Annotated in this window: 13 protein-coding genes; 9 read left to right on the top strand and 4 right to left on the bottom strand. The window is 38.8% G+C overall.

What is annotated here, in order from left to right; translation table 11 throughout:
* Positions 1-47: 47 nt before the first annotated feature.
* Complete coding sequence (locus ACYVHJ_RS10055) at positions 48-1127, bottom strand: endonuclease/exonuclease/phosphatase family protein (RefSeq protein ID WP_460514370.1); 1080 nt, start codon at positions 1125-1127, stop codon at positions 48-50.
* Between the two features lie 123 nt (positions 1128-1250).
* Here ACYVHJ_RS10055 and ACYVHJ_RS10050 point away from each other — a divergent pair, with 123 nt between their 5' ends.
* The 8 genes from ACYVHJ_RS10050 (at position 1251) to ACYVHJ_RS10015 (ending at position 14300) form a co-directional block, all read left to right on the top strand.
* The gene (locus tag ACYVHJ_RS10050) at positions 1251-2828 is read left to right on the top strand and encodes an ATP-dependent DNA helicase (RefSeq protein WP_460514368.1); all 1578 of its coding nucleotides are present in this window, start codon (positions 1251-1253) and stop codon (positions 2826-2828) included.
* A gap of 133 nt (positions 2829-2961) precedes the next feature.
* Positions 2962-5091, top strand: coding sequence for a PA14 domain-containing protein (locus ACYVHJ_RS10045; protein ID WP_460514366.1), 2130 nt, complete (start codon positions 2962-2964; stop codon positions 5089-5091).
* 148 nt (positions 5092-5239) lie between these two features.
* A complete protein-coding gene (gene uvrA / locus ACYVHJ_RS10040; protein WP_460514364.1) occupies positions 5240-8059 on the top strand; it encodes an excinuclease ABC subunit UvrA in 2820 nt (939 codons plus the stop codon).
* 163 nt (positions 8060-8222) lie between these two features.
* Positions 8223-9683 (top strand): MBOAT family O-acyltransferase, encoded by a 1461-nt coding sequence (locus ACYVHJ_RS10035; protein WP_460514362.1) that lies wholly within the window; start codon positions 8223-8225, stop codon positions 9681-9683.
* A gap of 5 nt (positions 9684-9688) precedes the next feature.
* Complete coding sequence (locus ACYVHJ_RS10030; protein WP_339902618.1) at positions 9689-10618, top strand: hypothetical protein; 930 nt, start codon at positions 9689-9691, stop codon at positions 10616-10618.
* Between the two features lie 442 nt (positions 10619-11060).
* The gene (locus ACYVHJ_RS10025) at positions 11061-12041 is read left to right on the top strand and encodes a formylglycine-generating enzyme family protein (protein ID WP_460514359.1); all 981 of its coding nucleotides are present in this window, start codon (positions 11061-11063) and stop codon (positions 12039-12041) included.
* Positions 12042-12058: 17 nt separating this feature from the next.
* The gene (locus tag ACYVHJ_RS10020; protein WP_460514357.1) at positions 12059-13375 is read left to right on the top strand and encodes a Gfo/Idh/MocA family protein; all 1317 of its coding nucleotides are present in this window, start codon (positions 12059-12061) and stop codon (positions 13373-13375) included.
* A gap of 4 nt (positions 13376-13379) precedes the next feature.
* Positions 13380-14300: a hydroxypyruvate isomerase family protein gene (locus ACYVHJ_RS10015; RefSeq protein ID WP_460514355.1), complete on the top strand. Its 921-nt coding sequence runs from the start codon at positions 13380-13382 to the stop codon at positions 14298-14300.
* A gap of 79 nt (positions 14301-14379) precedes the next feature.
* Here ACYVHJ_RS10015 and ACYVHJ_RS10010 read toward each other — a convergent pair whose 3' ends face one another.
* The gene (locus ACYVHJ_RS10010) at positions 14380-14853 is read right to left on the bottom strand and encodes a YcxB family protein (protein WP_303613205.1); all 474 of its coding nucleotides are present in this window, start codon (positions 14851-14853) and stop codon (positions 14380-14382) included.
* 347 nt (positions 14854-15200) lie between these two features.
* On the opposite strand from ACYVHJ_RS10010, the gene ACYVHJ_RS10005 reads away from it, so the two are divergent.
* A complete protein-coding gene (locus ACYVHJ_RS10005) occupies positions 15201-15422 on the top strand; it encodes a hypothetical protein (protein WP_339900771.1) in 222 nt (73 codons plus the stop codon).
* A 1-nt stretch (position 15423) separates the two neighbouring features.
* Here ACYVHJ_RS10005 and ACYVHJ_RS10000 read toward each other — a convergent pair whose 3' ends face one another.
* Positions 15424-15840, bottom strand: a complete 417-nt coding sequence (locus tag ACYVHJ_RS10000; RefSeq protein ID WP_339900767.1) for a Fur family transcriptional regulator — start codon at positions 15838-15840, stop codon at positions 15424-15426.
* 120 nt (positions 15841-15960) lie between these two features.
* Positions 15961-17736 carry a sodium:solute symporter family protein gene (locus ACYVHJ_RS09995; RefSeq protein ID WP_339900766.1) on the bottom strand — a complete coding sequence of 592 codons (1776 nt, stop codon included), beginning with the start codon at positions 17734-17736 and terminating at the stop codon, positions 15961-15963.
* Between the last annotated feature and the right edge of the window lie 276 nt (positions 17737-18012).

Below are 18012 nucleotides of genomic sequence, written 5' to 3'. Positions count from 1 at the left end.
AAAAAGCCGTATTTTTTGCCAACAATACGGCTTTTTTTTCCGGCTTATTAAATGGTTAAAATCCTAGGATTGGCTTTATCAATGGTATCTTCTTTCCAGTCTTTTTCATCCTCTTCCAGTGCCTCTTTTTTATCATCCTGATCGTTTTCAGGTTTTAATTTAAGTTTGATATATATTGGAAAATGATCTGAGGAGATGGAGGGTAGCCGTTTTATCTCCCTCAACAGGAAATCTTCGGTATGAAAAATATGATCCAGTGGCCATCTAAACGGAAAGTATTTGGCATTATAGGTATTAAAAAAGCCCCTTCCTTTTCTAGGATCCAAAAGTCCGCTGATTTTTTGAAACAAGCGGGTGGTTCTCGACCAGGCAACATCATTCAGGTCACCAAAAACCAAAGTGGGCAGCCCCGGATCTTTTACATTTTCTCCAACAATTAGCAGCTCTGCATCCCGAGAAAGTGAAGTATCACTCTCGGTAGGACTGGGTGGCTCAGGATGGATGCAGTGGATTTGAATGGCTTTACCTGAAGGTAAAATGACACTGGAGTGAATGGAAGGGATATCATCTTCTACCAAATAATGCACCTTTGTATTTTCCAGTTCTAGATTAGAGTATAGATGCATCCCATAAAGATTATCCAAGGGAATCTTCACCTGATGTTTATAATCTTTTTCTATAACTTCCAATTGATCTTCCCACCATTTGTCCGACTCAAGGGTCAAAACCAAGTTGGGTTTCTTTTTTTTAACTAGCTTGATCAACTTTTCTACATGTCTATTGGGTGTAAGCACATTACTTACTAAAATCCCTATTTCATTATCAGGAGAGGCTTTTTTATCTCTTTTTACTTCTTTTTTGGCCAGTAAGGTATAAGGAAAAATCTTTCTTGCCTGATAAAACCATGAAAAGACCACCAACAAAAAACCAGTAATGTTCAATGCATTAAAGGATAGCGCAGGGACTACATATATTGCTATTGCCATAGTGGCCATAATCAATAACTGTATTCTGGGAAAGTCAAAAACCCTTATCCACCAATTGCTTAACTTTAACTTTGAAGCGATGACAGCGAAAACACAAATGATACTTAATATAATTTTGAAGATATTTAAAACCAATTCCATTTAATAAGGAGGTTAAATTCTATACCCAAAAGGTATTTTTGTTTTAGGAAATATTTACAATATATACCAAAGCGGGAAAATAATTAATAATTTTAAGCCTCAATTTAACAAACATTTTGCCTCATGTCTTTCTTAAAATCATTTTTTCGCCAGGAATTTGAAGCCAAAGGATTGGACATGACCAATGAACCCTTTATTCAGGCACTAGAAATTGCCCTGTACACCAACAAATCATTATTTTTGACAGGAAAAGCAGGCACAGGTAAAACCACCTTTCTGCATACCTTAAGAAAATTTAATGCGACCAAAAGCATGGTGGTTGTGGCTCCTACTGGGGTGGCTGCCATCAATGCAAAAGGGAAAACCATTCATAGCTTTTTTAAAATTGATCCCAGACAAATATTCCTCCCAGGAGACCATAGGCTATCCCCCAAAGGATCCAAGCAGAATATCTTCGACACTTTCAAATATACCAAGAGCCGCTTGTCTGTAATTCGCAACCTGGATATTCTTGTTATTGATGAAATTTCCATGGTACGTGTAGAGATTCTGGATATCCTGGATCAGATCCTCCGGGTGTTTAGAAAAAAACAGCATTTGCCTTTTGGAGGTGTGCAGCTTGTCTTAATAGGCGATCCCTTTCAGTTGCCCCCGGTGGTAAAAGACAAAGACTGGTCCTTATTATCCGGCAAATATGAAAATCGTTTTTTCTTTAGCTCTTTTGGTTTTAGAGAACTGATGCCTTTTCACATTGAGCTTCAAAAAATATACCGTCAAAAAGATGCCACGTTTAAAAACCTATTGAATAGAATTAGAGAAAGCCGGCATACCTTTGAAGACATCCATTTTCTGAATCAGCGAGCAAATGATTATCATTTTGATCTCTTGGATCAGGGGTATATTATACTGGGTACCCATAATCATAATATCCTCCAGATCAACAAAAGGAAACTTGAACTTATAGAAAGCGAAGAGCGGATCTACAAAGCCAGCATTGAAGATGATTTCCCTCCAAACATGGCCCCATTTGAACCATTAGATATTAGGCTGAAAGTAGGTGCTCAGGTGATTTTTATGCGCAACAATGCAGAAAAAAACTATTACAATGGGATGATTGGTAAAGTAATGGAAATGCATGATAACAAAATACTTGTGGAGGCGAACAATGGTACTTTTTATGAGGTGGAAAGAGAAGTTTGGGAAAATGTAGATTACCAATACAATGAATCAGAGCGAAGAGTAGATGCCAAAGTTATAGGCAGGTTTACTCAGTTTCCGTTAAAACTTGCTTGGGCCATAACCGTCCATAAAAGCCAAGGACTTACCTTTGAAAAATGTATAGTAGACATTGACCGCTCATTTGAAGCGGGTCAGGTATATGTGGCCCTTAGTCGCTGCACAGATTTGGAAGGATTGGTTCTCAAAAATCCCATTGGGATGCAAAGTGTCTTGGTAAGTTCCGATAGTTTGAATTTCAGCCTTCAACGACAAGAGGAGGGGCAGATTGAAGAAGACTTAAGGCTTCAACGAGCCTTTGCTTCGTTGCCTTATGCCTTCGACGCTTACCGAAAAGGGGATTTAAACAAAGCCAAGGCTATTTTTAATGAAGTTCAAAGTATTCATGACATCACAAGTTATGCAAAATTCAATCAATTTCTACAGTTAAAACCTAGGCTAGATCAGAAAAATAAAGACAGATAAATGAATTTTAAATAACTTTTTTAGCATTTTATAAAAATTTTTTCTCCATTTTGCTTGCCTATTAATCTCAAATGCATAAATTTGTATTTTAACAGCAATTTAAGAGCCTTGTCAACATTAAATATTTTTAAGAATGGAGGGGATTTTGAGAGGAGCAAATCAGGACAAAAGCTATTTTAACAGCGTAGTTTTATCCATCGTATTGTTTTTAGTCATTACGGGTCAAACTTATGGTCAATTGGCTTGTACCAATACTGAACCAATAACACTAACAAAGCCATGGCAAAATGGCTGGCAAAATGGTTATCCCATCGGTGTATGGAATGCCTATGTTTACCAATTGACCGAAGAATACAACCCAAATGGTGCCAATGCGGGCCATAATGAGCCGTCTGAGTTTAAAAAAACTTATGACGGTGTAGGTGGACAGTATAAGGGCATGCTACGAAGGGATGGAAACAATTTCCTTCCGGTTTCAGGGGTAAATTTCGATACTTATTTCAGTGATCCCAACCCCGGTGATGGCTATTCCTCAGATTCATTGTTTTTTCAAACCGGAATAGACCCTTCTACGCCCGGAGGATGTGATACCCAATTCAATTTATTTGGCGTGCATATGCGTGGCAGGTATATTCCCCAAGCCAATGGGATCTACCGCATTAGCATAGGGAGTGATGACGGCTCTCATTTCAGTATGTTTTCAGACATTGATAACGCTAGTTCAAGTGGTGCTGTGGATGTAAATGGAAATGACCTGATTCACAATAACTGGGTAAAGAACGAATCAGATACGCTATTGTATGACGGTGTTGATAATTTCATATACGAAGACAATATCAGAAATTATTATATTGAAATGGAAACCACCCAACAATGGTACATGACATTGAACTATTATGAAAATGATGGAGCCAATAGATTTTCTTTCAATATTGAATTGTACTTTGGCCCGGGTGAAATAAAAATGGGTAATGATGCCTCCGGATCAGTTACTTTTTGTGGAATTAACCCGGATCCAACCATTATCAGCTCCTTAGGTCCTGCGGTATTTGAAGATGGGGAGGTAACCGAATACTTTTGGCAGTATGCCACCACCAATGATGAATCCACTGTTTGGACCACCATCCCCGGTGCTACCGGCAAAGATTATGACATCCCTGCTTATCAGGACGATAGCTGGACAGGAACAAGGTACTATAGAAGAGGTGCAACCAATACCATCGTGGACGATGAAGGGGTAAGTACAGATGTAGATGTGTTTACCAATGTATTGGAAGTAATCATGAATCCTATTCCTGATTTAGACCGAACAGAATTTGGTGACAATGAGTGGATCGGTCATACCTATGATGCACCTAGGAATTTCGCTACTTCTAATTATGCCGGAAGGGTTTTTGAAGATGCTGAATTCAATCAAAGCTTTCCTTCTGGCGTAGGTTGTACCAGCCAGACTTCTAACTTCACGGTTCAATACAGAATGCGCTTGGATGTGTCTCCGGGAACTTACGACTTTTATGTAAATGGAGACGATGGATACAGGTTGTCAATCGACGGAGTGGCTGTAATTGATGAATGGACGAAAGAAGGTGGAAAAAAAGAGGCTCCGGGGGATACTTATCAAATGGAGATTTTGGAAGCAGGGGTATTAGAATTAATTCTAGATTACTACGAATTAGGTGGTGATCAATCCATTTCTTTTGACTATGAGGAAACCCTGCTAGTTCTGCCATTGGAGTGGGGAGATTTTCTAGGACAGTCTTGCGGTGAGAAAAATTGCCTGAACTGGAGTACTCTTCAAGAAAAAAATACCAGTCATTTTATATTGGAAAGGTCTCATAATGGTTTTTCTTGGGAGATCTTCGGAGAAACCATAGAAGCGCAAGGCAACAGCAACCAAGAAGTGTACTATGATTTTGCAGACCATTCCATTACCAACGATGTTACTTTTTACCGAATCAAACAAGTGGATTTGGATGATACTTTCAGTTATTCAGACGTAATCAGGGTAGAAAACAATTCAAATAGAGACAGGCTTATGCCTTTCCCTAATCCAACCACAGATTTGTTATTCGTTGATTCTGATGAGGCCATACTAAGCGTAGAGCTAACCAGCCAAGATCAGAGAGTAAGGGCAAACCCTCTACTCGAAAAAGTGCGTGACAACAGGTATCAAATAGACATGCGACAGTTCCCAAGCAATCACTATCTGGTAACGATCCAAACTGAGAAATCAAAGAAAACTTACAAAATCATGAAACGATAAGTTTGAAGAATAACAATAGATTTAATGAGCTTATTGGTGGCAATCGCACTATTTTTAAGAAGCCGACATTCAAACAAAGGATGCCGGCTTTTTAATTTTTTAATAACATTTTATCATTTGTAGGGTTGGGTTGGTATCTTTGCACATTATGGGTACAACTACTGTCAATACAAACACTTCACTCGAGCATCTGGATCCTAAATCTTTTATAATTATAAAGAATGCAAGGGTCAACAATCTCAAAAACCTGAGCATAGCCATTCCCAGAAATAAACTGATTATCATAACCGGTTTATCAGGTTCAGGAAAGTCATCTCTGGCATTTGACACGTTATTTGCAGAAGGCCAAAGAATGTATGTGGAGAGCCTTAGCTCCTATGCCAGACAGTTTTTGGGTAGGATGGAAAAACCCGAAGTAGAGTACATCAAAGGCGTATCCCCTGCCATCGCCATCCAACAAGGCGTAAACACCAAAAACCCAAGATCTACGGTTGGTACTACCACTGAAATTTACGATTACCTTAAGCTATTATTTAGTAGAATAGGGCGAACCATCTCTCCCATAAGTGGGGAAGAAGTAAAACATCATACCGTAACTGATGTGGTCGCTTACATCCACAGTTTCGATGAAGGAGCCAAGGTAATGATCAGTTGTCCGCTTCATTTTAATCCGGAAAGAGCAAAAGAGAAAGAGTTGGAGATTTTGTTACAGAAAGGGTTTACCAGGGTGCTTATTGACGGTCAGGTATCATTTGTGGAGGATTTACTTGAATTGGAAAAATTACCTGAAGGGGACTTTGAGATACTTGTAGACCGGGTATCCGTTATGAAAGAGGATGAAGGCAACCAGTTTAGAATCGCAGACAGTGTGCAAACTGCCTTTTTTGAAGGCTTGGGAGAATGCAAGGTTATTATTCCGGATATTGCCTCCAGGTCCTTTAGTGATAAATTTGAGTTGGATGGTTTGCATTTTGAAATACCAACCGTCAACTTTTTCAGCTTCAATAATCCATATGGTGCATGTAGAACTTGTGAGGGCTTTGGTTCAATATTGGGAATTGATCCTGATTTGGTCATTCCCGATAAGTCCATTTCTATTTTTGAAGGAGCTATTGCTCCATGGCGTGGGGAGACCACCAAAAAATGGTTACAACCTTTGTTAAAAGATGGGATAAAGTTTGATTTTCCAATCCACAGGCCTTATGAAGACTTGGACGAGAAAGACAAGGCTGTATTATGGACGGGAAATAAATATTTCAAAGGCTTAAATGATTTTTTTGCTTTTCTTGAAAGCAAACTCCATAAGATTCAATACCGGGTGATGCTTTCCAGGTTTAGAGGGAGGACCGTTTGTCCGGACTGCAAAGGAACCAGGATTAGAAAAGATGCTTCTTACGTAAAAATCTCAGGAAAATCCATCACCGATATGGTTTTACTTCCTATTGATAAAGCCCTGCCTTTCTTTAGGTCTATGGAACTTACTGCAACAGAAAAAAACGTATCCCAAAGATTACTCAAAGAAATCATCAACAGGTTGGAGTATCTTGACCAGGTAGGCCTGGGTTATTTAACCCTAAACAGATTGACATCCTCTCTTTCCGGAGGTGAGTTTCAACGGATTAAGTTGGCAACTTCCTTGGGCAGCGCACTTGTGGGTTCCATGTACATTCTAGATGAGCCAAGTATAGGGCTACACCCAAGAGATACGGAGCGTTTGATTACGGTATTAAGAGCGCTTAGAGACTTGGGAAATACGGTGATAGTGGTGGAGCATGAAGAGAAAATTATCCTTACTGCCGATCAAGTCATCGACATAGGTCCGGATGCAGGCGTACATGGCGGAGAATTGGTTTTCCAGGGTAACTTAAAGGAACTGATGGACGCAGGCAATACGCATACATCTCGGTACCTTAGTGGAGAAGAGTCCATCAATGTCAAGTTGCACAACCGAAAATGGAAGGAATATATTTTGATTCAAGGCGCCAGAGAGAATAACCTCAAAAATATCACTGTAAAAATACCTTTAGAAGTATTGACTGTAGTGACAGGTGTGAGTGGCTCAGGAAAATCTACTCTGGTAAAAAAAGTATTGTACCCAGCTTTAGGAAAAATACTGGGTAGTGTAAATGAAGAATCGGGGAAATTTGATAAAATTGATGGAGATTATAGAAACGTAAATCGGATTGAGTTTGTAGACCAAAATCCAATAGGGAAGTCCTCCAGGTCAAACCCCGTCACCTATGTCAAGGCATATGATGGAATTAGGGCGCTGTATGCAGAACTTCCTATTTCCAAGCAAAGAGGTTATAAACCTGCATTTTTCAGTTTTAATGTAGATGGTGGCAGGTGTGAAGCCTGCCAAGGAGAAGGAACGCAGAAGATCGAGATGCAGTTTATGGCTGACATTTACCTTACCTGCGAATCTTGCAAAGGAAAGCGCTTTAAAAATGAAATCCTGGATGCCAAATACAAAGACAAAGATATATCCGAGGTTCTGGACTTAACCATTGATGAAGCCATGGATTTTTTCATTGAGAAGCAGGGCATCATTCAAAAATTAAGACCTTTACAAGAGGTTGGTTTGGGTTATATAGGACTGGGACAATCCAGCAATACCTTAAGTGGTGGCGAAGCACAGCGGGTTAAACTCGCTTCTTTCTTAGGAAAAAATGACACAAAAAATAAGGATAAAATTCTTTTTATCTTCGATGAACCTACTACCGGGCTTCATTTTCATGACATAAAAAAATTACTATTTTCTATTAATTCCCTGATCGATCAGGGACATACCGTATTAATAATTGAGCACAATACAGAGGTAATTATGGCTGCAGACTGGGTGATTGATTTAGGGCCAGAAGGCGGGGAAAAAGGGGGCAATGTAATTTTCGAAGGTGTACCAGAAGATTTAATGAAGGAAGAAAATAATTATACAGGAAAATACCTCGTGGAGCTCAGCAAGGCCTAATAATATAAATATATATAGGAATAGATTTATTTTTTCTACACAAAAAGTGATTTAAATGAATTTTATACATAGTTTTGTGCTATATATAAAATTTAGGCCTCTTTTAAATGGTATTTTTAAGGAGCCTAAACAAATCCTTTGAAACTACCTAATTCCTATTGCCATGTTATTCAATTCAATTGAATTTCTGATTTTTCTACCGATTGTATTTTTCATTTATTGGTTTGTCTTCCAGAAGAATTTAAAGCTTCAAAACCTATGGGTATTGTTTGCCAGCTATGTCTTTTACGGCTGGTGGGATTATCGTTTTTTATCACTTATATTTTTTAGCTCCTTGGTTGATTACTTAATTGGGATGCAACTCAGCAAACGCCAAAACATTAATCAGAGAAAGTTCCTGTTGTTTATTAGTTTGGCTGTTAACCTTGGATTTCTAGGCTTTTTTAAATACTATAATTTTTTCGCAGATAGTTTTGCTAATGCTTTTACCCTATTCGGCAATTCGATGGATCCTTCAAGGCTAAATATTATTTTACCGGTTGGTATCAGTTTTTATACTTTTCAAACGATGAGTTACACCATTGATGTGTACCGCAAAAAAATGGCTCCTGTCTCAGAACCTATTGCATTTTTTGCCTATGTCAGTTTTTTTCCCCAGCTCGTTGCAGGGCCAATTGAAAGGGCCACAAATCTATTACCCCAATTCTTCAAGAACAGAAGTTTTAATTACACCAAAGCCAGTGACGGCTTAAGGCAAATACTCTGGGGCTTATTCAAAAAAATTGTAATTGCAGACAATTGCGCGATCTATGTAAACGACATTTTCAATGATTACACATCTTATTCAGGTTTCACCTTATTCTTGGGTGGGATACTGTTTGCCTTTCAGATTTACGGCGATTTTTCCGGTTACTCAGATATTGCGATTGGCACATCTCGGCTATTCGGATTTGATTTAAAAAAGAATTTTGCATTCCCTTATTTCTCAAGAGACATTGCAGAATTTTGGCGTAGGTGGCACATTTCTCTTTCCACTTGGTTTAGGGATTACCTTTATATTCCATTAGGAGGAAGCAGGGGAGGCCATGCCATTAGGAATATATTCATAATATTTATTGTCAGTGGTTTTTGGCATGGAGCCAATTGGACATTTCTTTTTTGGGGTGCTTTAAATGCCGCCTTTTATCTACCATTATTGTTGACCAAAAAGAACAGAGTGCATACTTCCGACACAGTAGCAGCTGGCAAATACCTGCCAAGTATTCGAGAAACTTTTCAAATGGGTATCACTTTTCTTCTTACCGTTATTGCTTGGATATTTTTCAGAGCAGACAGCCTTTACATGGCATTTGACTATTTATCTATCATCTTTTCACCAAAATTCTTTGTCTTACCCATCCAAGATTTTTGGAGCATGAACACCGGTAATCACCTGATTTATCTTTTCTTTTTATTAATAGGCTTCATTCTTGTAGAATGGTTACAACGAGAAAAGAATCATGGACTCGAACTAAATCCTCAAAAATTACCTAAAACGGTAAGGTGGGCATTTTACTACGTGATTATCATATTTTGCTTTATCATGAATGGCGTTCAGCAAGAATTCATTTATTTTCAATTTTAAGCACCATGAAAAGATTTATAAAAAATAGCCTCTATTTTGTAATTCCTTTTGTGCTATATAGCTGTTTAATTGCCTTAATTGACCCTTTCAATTATTTAAATGGCTTTGGAATTACCAGTGAAGAGAAGAAAAAAGCCATTGCTATGCACATTGAGCCCCACCTTTATAAAATGATCGATTTTAAAAACAAACCCAAGAAAAACTGGGTACTGGGTGACTCAAGAAGCAATGGGCTTTACGATGCCATGGACAGTGCAACCTGGTCCAATTTGGCTTATGGGGGCGCAAGTTTAAAAGAAGTCATTCAATCATTTTGGTGGGCCAGAGAAATTGAAAAACCCGACACAGTTTTGATAGGAATCAACTTAAACTTGTACAATAAATACAATCGTCGGTTTTGGGTAGAAGAGACCATAAACAGAAAAAGCAATTTTTTTACCTACGCCTTTAATAAGTATACGTTCGATGCCACCTTTGCTATAATAACTGAAACTAATCAAAGTGAAGAAGAGAGCGAACCTCAAGTTGAATTACCGGGAGCAAAAGAACAATTTTGGAGGAAAAAATTGAAAGGGACTGACAAATTTTACAAAAACATTACTTACCCGGAGGAATACCATAAGCAATTGACAGAAATTGCAATCCATTGTAAAGAAGAGGGTATTAAGCTGATATTCTGGATCCCTCCACTTCACAAAGACTACCATGAAGTATTGACCAAGTATGAATTAGAAGAATTTGAAGCTAAGTTTAAACATGACTTATTCACCATAGGTGATGTATTTGATTTCAATTCTTCTCAATTAACAGTTGATGAAAATAACTTCAGAGACCCGGTACATTTTAATGCACAGGTTGCAAGGCTAATTGAGAAAGAAATAAGAAGTTATTCTCCTCAGCATTCCATACTTTATAAAAAGAAATGGCTGGATTAATTTGAATAATTAAGCGAGGAATCGATTGCTCTTGATTCCTTATATAAACCTGACCATTAAACCATTCAAAATAAGATCGAGACACCATTTTTTTAACCCGAACTTATACAATAGAATGTCATGAACTTTCTAAGGGAGGCTCGCAATCAAAAGAAAATCAGATTACCTGGGAATTTTAGCCTCGAAGTAAGATGGTGAATGTGAAAACCGGAACCAAAGGCATGATTTTGAAGTGATTTCATTCTGTTAGTGAAGGTCTTTTGTATATTTCAGGGGTAAGCTTATATACCGCCTATCCTTTTTTTGGGATGGAAAATAATGTCTAAATGCCTGAAATTTTCAATATTTAAAAAATTAAGGTAATTTAAGCATCCAATTAATTTTTATAAAAAATTGAAGTAAAATAACAGTAATTAACGTAACGAATACCTAAGCCTAATCCATGTTAAAATTATTAAAAAGAACTTTATTTTTGGGTTCTATTTCATCGGTCTTGTTTGTTGCAAGCGCTTATCAATCTATTGAGAACTTTGAGCCCTACTCACAAGAAATTCCCGGAACAGGAATCTCCTTCGATATGGTACCTATACCTGAAGGAAGCTTCAAAATGGGAAGTAGTGATGGCGCATCAGACGAAGCCCCTGTTCACGAGGTAAAGATAGATCCGTTTTGGATGGCTTCTCATGAGACCACTTGGGATCTTTATGAATTATTTTTAGACAAGAGCTTTGAGGCTTCCTCAAGTGAAGGCCCCTTGACGCCTGAAATTGATGGTTTGACAAGGCCTTCTATTCCCTATTTGGACATGACCTTCGGCATGGGAAAAGAGCACAAACCGGCGATAGCCATGACCCAATATGGGGCCATTCAGTTTTGCAGGTGGTTGTATCTCAAAACCGGAGTATTTTTCCGTCTGCCTACAGAGGCAGAATGGGAATATGCCGCTCGTGCCGGCACCAACACCAAATACTTCTTTGGAGACGACCCGTCTCAATTGGGAGAATTTGCCTGGTATAAAGCCAACAGCGATGGGACCACACATGAAATTGGACAGAAAAAGCCGAATCCTTGGGGCTTATATGACATCTTAGGAAATGTCAATGAATGGACCATGGACCATTATGAAGCAAATGCCTACACCCAGCGAGGCTCTAAAGCAGACAATCCAATCAATTTGTCTGAAGAACTATACCCTAAAGTAATTAGAGGGGGAAGCTATGATGACAAGCCTGAGGAAATGACCAGCAGCAAGCGGGCTGCAAGTACTCCTGAATGGAAAAGGATCGACCCACAAATTCCAAAAAGCCAATGGTGGTTTCCTGAAGCACCTTTCTTAGGAATGAGGATTATCAGACCTCTCACACCACCTAGCAAAGAATATATTGAACAATACTATGGCACCGAGCCAATGGAGGATTATTAAAATAAACTCAATAAATAATGAAAGAAAATAATAACGAAAGAAGGAGTTTTATCAAAACTTCTGCTTTAATAACCGGAGGAGCAATGCTAAGCCCTTTCACTTTACCCGGCGCTTATGCTGCCGGAGACGATGCAATAAAAATCGCAGTTATTGGATGTGGAGGTAGAGGAACAGGAGCAGTTTTTCAGGCATTTGAAACCGGACAAAACATCAAACTTGTGGCCATGGCTGATGCCTTCAGGGATCGTTTGGATCAAAGTCACGAGCGTATTCTAAAAAAATATGGTAAGGATAAAGTAGTTGTTCCTGAAGAGAAGAAATTTGTAGGCTTTGATGGTTACAAAGAGGCAATGAAAGATGCGGATGTTGTAATCATCGCAACTCCTCCAGGCTTTAGACCTGATCATTTTGAAGAGGCTGTGCGTCTTGAAAAACAAATTTTCATGGAAAAACCTGTGGCTACAGATGCTGTAGGGATCCGCAGAATTTTAGCCGCTGCCAAAACTGCCAAGGCCAAAAAATTAAATGTGGTAGTTGGCCTTCAAAGACATTATCAAGACAATTATATCCAAACCATTGACAGAATTCACAATGGCCAGATTGGTGATATCATTGGTGGGCAGGTATTCTGGAATGACGGTGGCGTATGGGTAAGAGAACGTCAACCGGGACAGACAGAAATGGAATACCAAATGAGAAACTGGTACTATTTCAACTGGCTATGTGGAGATCACATCACAGAACAGCATGTACACAACCTGGATGTGGCCAACTGGGTGAAAAATAGCTACCCAATAAAAGCCGAAGGAACCGGAGGAAGAACCGTAAGAAGAGGCAAGGATAATGGGGAGATATTTGACCACCATGTGGTTCTTTTTACCTATGAGGATGGTACCGTTATCCACAGTGAATGTCGTCATTTCCCCGGCGCACATAACCGAGTTGACGAAAGCTTCCAAGGAACAAAGGGTAAGGCCTATATGAATGCCGGACATGTTGGTAAGTTAACGGATTTAAAAGGAAATAGCCTTTATGACCATGATGGTGCGGGCAATGCCAACCCATACCAAGTGGAGCACGACAAGTTGTTTGATGCGGTAGTGAAAGGAGAATACAAATTTGCTGATGCTGAAAATGCTGCAAAAAGTACAATGACTTCCATCTTGGGACGATACGCCACTTATTCAGGCAAACCTGTTACCTGGGAAGAAGGCATCAACGCTAACATAAACCTAAAACCTGAAAGGCTGGCTTGGGATGCAATGCCTAAAGTACTTCCAAACGAAGATGGATTTTATCCTCATGCTATCCCAGGTCAAACCAAAGTAATATAAACCCATGGAAAGAAGAAAATTCATTCGAAACGTATCCTTAGGAACAGCCGCAGCAGGAATGGTGGGTGTAGGCGCTAACCAGACGGTTCAAGCTGCCTCCCCAAAGGCAGACGCTACATTCAATTTGGACTATGCACCTCACTTTGGTATGTTTAAAAATCTGGCGGGAGATGACCTGCTAGACCAAATAACCTACATGCATGAGCGAGGCTTTAGAAGCCTTGAAGACAATGGCATGATGAAAAGGACACCTGCCATGCAGGAAAAAATTGGCAATCATTTGGCAAAACTGGGGATGACCATGGGCGTTTTTGTCTTGAATAAAGGAGGCAATGGTGCCAATACATTGGCCGCAGGCAAGCAGGAACATGTCGATATATTTCTTGACGGTTGTAAAAAAGCCGTAGAAGTAGCCAAAAGGGTCAATGCAAAATGGACCACAGTAGTTCCTGGTAATTTTCAAAGAAATTTACCACTAGACATCCAAAATGCCAATGTCATAGAAGCACTTAGAAAAGGTGCTGAAATCCTAGAGCCTCATGGCTTAACGATGGTACTTGAGCCACTAAGTGACAACCCGGACCTGTACCTAAGGTACTCCCCACAAACCTATCTTGTTTGTAAAGGAGTGGACAGTCCTAGTTGTAAGATTCTATATGATATTTACCATCAACAAAAAAACGAGGGACACCTAATTACCTTGATGGAAATGTGTTGGGATGAAATTGCCTACATCCAAATTGGTGACAATCCGGGCAGAAAAGAGCCCGGTACGGGAGAAATCAACTTCCAAAATGTCTTCAAATACATTTACGAAAAAGGATTCAAAGGTGTGTGTGGCATGGAGCATGGTAATTTCGGCTCAGGAAAAGAGGGTGAAGAAGCAGTAATCCAAGCCTACCGAAAAGCAGACAGCTTTCTATAAGGTTTATTCAAAGAATGCAAAAAGGGCAGGTAATGATTATACCTGCCCTTTTTTTATTGTTTGACGAAGTTTTGAACCTTTAAGCCAAATACCCTTTTCGTTTCAATATTGTTTCTACAAATTTGACTTCATTCTGTGTATTGAAAATCTTGAAAGGAAGATGAATAAACTGTGCTTTTGACAAAACAAGAATATAAGCATCATCTTTAATTTGAGCATCCTTTACCATTTCCCATTTAATTGGCATTCCTTGCTTACTATTGATTTTCATCAAGATCTGCCTGCTATCAATTTCATAGGAAAGCTTTTCAAACATCACCTTGTTTTGCTCCATTTGTGTAACCCCTGCAAATTGTATTACCCAAAAAAGCCAATACAATACATAGGCCAAGATAGCCATGCTGATCCACCACCAAGAAGGGATCCAAAAATAGCCGCAAGCGATGGCAATAGCGATCAAAACTACCCACCATTGCTCTTTTAAAATATTCATCAACCCTTGTTTGATATAGGTGCCTGTTTCCAGTTTATATTTCTTTGTCTTTACGATCATTTTAAAATATTCATTTTGCTGGGCAAATATCTTACCTTATCCATTAGATAGCAAGTTTATTGGGTATCCCTTTTCACTTTTTTACACTTTTTCGATCCAATTCCAAGGGTGTAAGAAGCGAGGTGCATACTTTTAGCAATTCCCAATCGAGGAGTTGAAGAATAATTACCAGAGTTCTACTTAAAATTTCCAACTTAGACACTCTTGCCTTTGTCATTCTCAAGAAACAAATAGCTTGATCACTATTTTAGCACCCATTGCTCCGTTAAATCTTGGATTAATCTACTGGATCGTATGTTGATATATTCAAATTATTATTGTATCTTAAACATCAAACCTTCAATATGATGAATAGCCTGGTGATAGATTTGATTTTATGTGGCATAGCCTACGTAGTATTGATTTACTTCGTGGCCACGCTAACTAAGTCAAAAATTCAACGAAACAGGAAAAATAATGATGATGATGGCGATGGAGGTGTAGAAACCAACACACCACCTGTGATTGATTTACCCCCGGGCATTGTGTGGCCTTCCGATGAGAAAGATAAAACACCCGTGCATTATTAATTTATTTGCACTTATTACAAGTCCCTTGGATTAAGAGGCTCATTTCTTTGGGATTATACCCCTTAGGCAAAGAGATTTTAGGCAAGGAAATATCCTCTAAACAGCTCGTATTCCCACATTTTTCACACTTGAAATGGACATGCTCATGGTCATGATGTGCTTCATCTGCGCCATGGTTGCACAAGGCATATTTTGCCGCACCGGTATCGTCCAGGACCTTGTGAACAAGGTCATTTTCTAAAAAGGTCTTTAGCGTCCTATAAATGGTAACCCTATCAAAATTATCCTTTAACGCCTCTTCGAGATCACCGTGAGACAAGGCAATCTTTCTAACTAGAAATGTATTGAGCACCTCTCTTCTACAGCTCGTTACCCTTAGTTTATTGTTTTTTAATATTTCAGCCGTTTCATTAGCCATAAGATTTATTTTGGTAGCTGCAAATATCCAACTGTTATTAGGATTTTCCAACTAATTCATGGGAAGAAAGATCTTTCTACCTTTCTTCCCATGATTTCAATTTTATAATTTCATTATGTTTTATCTCATTTTTTTCCAGCCTTTAAACACAAGAACACCACCGGCAATCGCTATCACAGAAGCAATAATAGCAGGTAATACTTCTCCATAAATCCAGAAACCTACACCGAATAAGGCCGAATAAACCATAATTGAAGCGATTAGCATCAAACCAATCTCCATAGGCAATTGACCAAATTCTTCTTTTACATCAGGGTATTTAGCCAATAGTTTTTTCCAGCCATGAGATGCAGGCCTAACCTTCTTGTAGAAGGCAAGCAATACTTCGTCGTCCTCAGGCTTGGTCAATAAGGTAACTGCCACCCAGGTAATGGTGGTAATGGAAACACCCAGTAGTAATTTAAGGTAGGCCATGTCATCAGGAATCGGATAAAAGCCCAATTTATTGTGTATGGATTCAAAATAGATGGCTACAATAAAGGATACAATCATCGCAGAAATCTCAGTATAGGCATTGATTCTCCACCAAAACCACCTAAGAATAAATATTAATCCGGTTCCTGCTCCAATTTGTAACAAGATATTAAAGGCCTCTAATGCATTTGAAAGTACAGTTGCCAATAACGCGGCAAGTACCATTAATCCCACCGTTGAAATTCTACCTACGGCAACTAATTCCTTATCTGTAGCATCCGGCTTAACAAACCTGGAATAAAAATCATTTACAACATAAGAGGAACCCCAATTAAGGTGGGTAGATAGTGTAGACATTACAGCTGCAATAAGCGAAGCAAGTACAATTCCAATAAGTCCTTTTGGAAGAAAGGTAAGCATGGCAGAATAAGCCAAATCATCTCCCAGTTTACTTTCTTCAATATTTGGGAAGGCTGCTTGCATGTCACTCAACTGAGGAAATATAATAAGCGAAGCCAATGCTATAATTATCCAGGGCCATGGACGAATGGCATAATGGGTAACATTAAATAACAAGGTGGCACCAATGGCATTCTTTTCATCTTTGGCAGACAACATCCTTTGTGCGATGTATCCTCCACCTCCCGGCTCAGCTCCAGGGTACCAAGTGGCCCACCACTGAATAGCCAAAGGCATAATAAATAGAGGGATAAGTAAATTCCAATCGCTAAAATCAGGTATGATATTTAGCTTATCTGAAACATTTGGGTGGGTTAGCAAAGCATCCAAGCTTCCGATTTCGGGTAAGCTTACAATATATATAGCTGCGCCAAAAGCTCCGGCCATGGCAATGAAAAATTGAAAAAAGTCTGTAAGCAATACTCCTTTCAAACCTCCCAATGAACTATAAAACACCGTTACAACAGAAACAATCAATAGCGTTTCCCAGGAACTAAGGCCAAGCATGACCCCAAAGATCTTAATTGCTGCCAAAGAAACCGTGGCCATGATTACAACATTGAAAAAGACACCCAAGTAAAGGGCTCGGAAGGCCCTTAAAAATGCAGCACCTTTCCCGCCATACCTCAATTCATAAAACTCCAGATCGGTGGTTACCTCCGACCGTCTCCAAAGTTTGGCATAGACAAATACTGTTAACATACCTGTCAACAAGAAAGCCCACCAAACCCAGTTGCCGGACACGCCATTTTTTCTTACGATATCCGTTACTAAGTTTGGCGTATCTGCAGAAAAAGTGGTGGCCACCATACTGACACCCAAAAGCCACCATGGCATGTTTCTTCCGGAAAGGAAGAATTCTTTAGCGTTCTTACCTGCTGTTTTAGAGGCAAATACCCCTATTAACATTGAGATAACAAAAAATGAAATAATTATTGCCCAATCAAGGATTGAAATATTCATGGTGACTTATTTATGGTATATTTTTTCTACAAATGATGATGAAGTAATAATTTTAATCTCCCAAGTAAGAAGAAAATTTTTCTAAATAAATAAAACTTTTTCAATTATTTTAATTAATTCCTTTAAATATTTGTGGAACTAAGTCTGAGCACTCGTTTTAAAGTGTTTGCAATCTCTTCAAAAGTAAATATAAACTCTTTCAATAACATATATTTAAAAGTATCGTAAATTTACTATTTGAAAATGCCAAAAGTGTCAAAATAATTAACCTTATAG

The sequence above is a fragment of the Cyclobacterium sediminis genome (assembly GCF_054781075.1).
The sequence above is the reverse complement of the archived record's forward strand: the minus strand, read 5'-3'. Positions and strand labels throughout refer to the sequence as shown.

What these genes read in the sequence shown, in the direction of transcription:
- ACYVHJ_RS10055 (WP_460514370.1), bottom strand. Translation starts at nt 1,127, where the DNA reads ATGGAATTGGTTTTAAATATCTTCAAAATTATATTAAGTATCATTTGT.
- ACYVHJ_RS10050 (WP_460514368.1), top strand. Translation starts at nt 1,251, where the DNA reads ATGTCTTTCTTAAAATCATTTTTTCGCCAGGAATTTGAAGCCAAAGGA.
- ACYVHJ_RS10045 (WP_460514366.1), top strand. Translation starts at nt 2,962, where the DNA reads ATGGAGGGGATTTTGAGAGGAGCAAATCAGGACAAAAGCTATTTTAAC.
- uvrA (WP_460514364.1), top strand. Translation starts at nt 5,240, where the DNA reads ATGGGTACAACTACTGTCAATACAAACACTTCACTCGAGCATCTGGAT.
- ACYVHJ_RS10035 (WP_460514362.1), top strand. Translation starts at nt 8,223, where the DNA reads ATGTTATTCAATTCAATTGAATTTCTGATTTTTCTACCGATTGTATTT.
- ACYVHJ_RS10030 (WP_339902618.1), top strand. Translation starts at nt 9,689, where the DNA reads ATGAAAAGATTTATAAAAAATAGCCTCTATTTTGTAATTCCTTTTGTG.
- ACYVHJ_RS10025 (WP_460514359.1), top strand. Translation starts at nt 11,061, where the DNA reads ATGTTAAAATTATTAAAAAGAACTTTATTTTTGGGTTCTATTTCATCG.
- ACYVHJ_RS10020 (WP_460514357.1), top strand. Translation starts at nt 12,059, where the DNA reads ATGAAAGAAAATAATAACGAAAGAAGGAGTTTTATCAAAACTTCTGCT.
- ACYVHJ_RS10015 (WP_460514355.1), top strand. Translation starts at nt 13,380, where the DNA reads ATGGAAAGAAGAAAATTCATTCGAAACGTATCCTTAGGAACAGCCGCA.
- ACYVHJ_RS10010 (WP_303613205.1), bottom strand. Translation starts at nt 14,853, where the DNA reads ATGATCGTAAAGACAAAGAAATATAAACTGGAAACAGGCACCTATATC.
- ACYVHJ_RS10005 (WP_339900771.1), top strand. Translation starts at nt 15,201, where the DNA reads ATGAATAGCCTGGTGATAGATTTGATTTTATGTGGCATAGCCTACGTA.
- ACYVHJ_RS10000 (WP_339900767.1), bottom strand. Translation starts at nt 15,840, where the DNA reads ATGGCTAATGAAACGGCTGAAATATTAAAAAACAATAAACTAAGGGTA.
- ACYVHJ_RS09995 (WP_339900766.1), bottom strand. Translation starts at nt 17,736, where the DNA reads ATGAATATTTCAATCCTTGATTGGGCAATAATTATTTCATTTTTTGTT.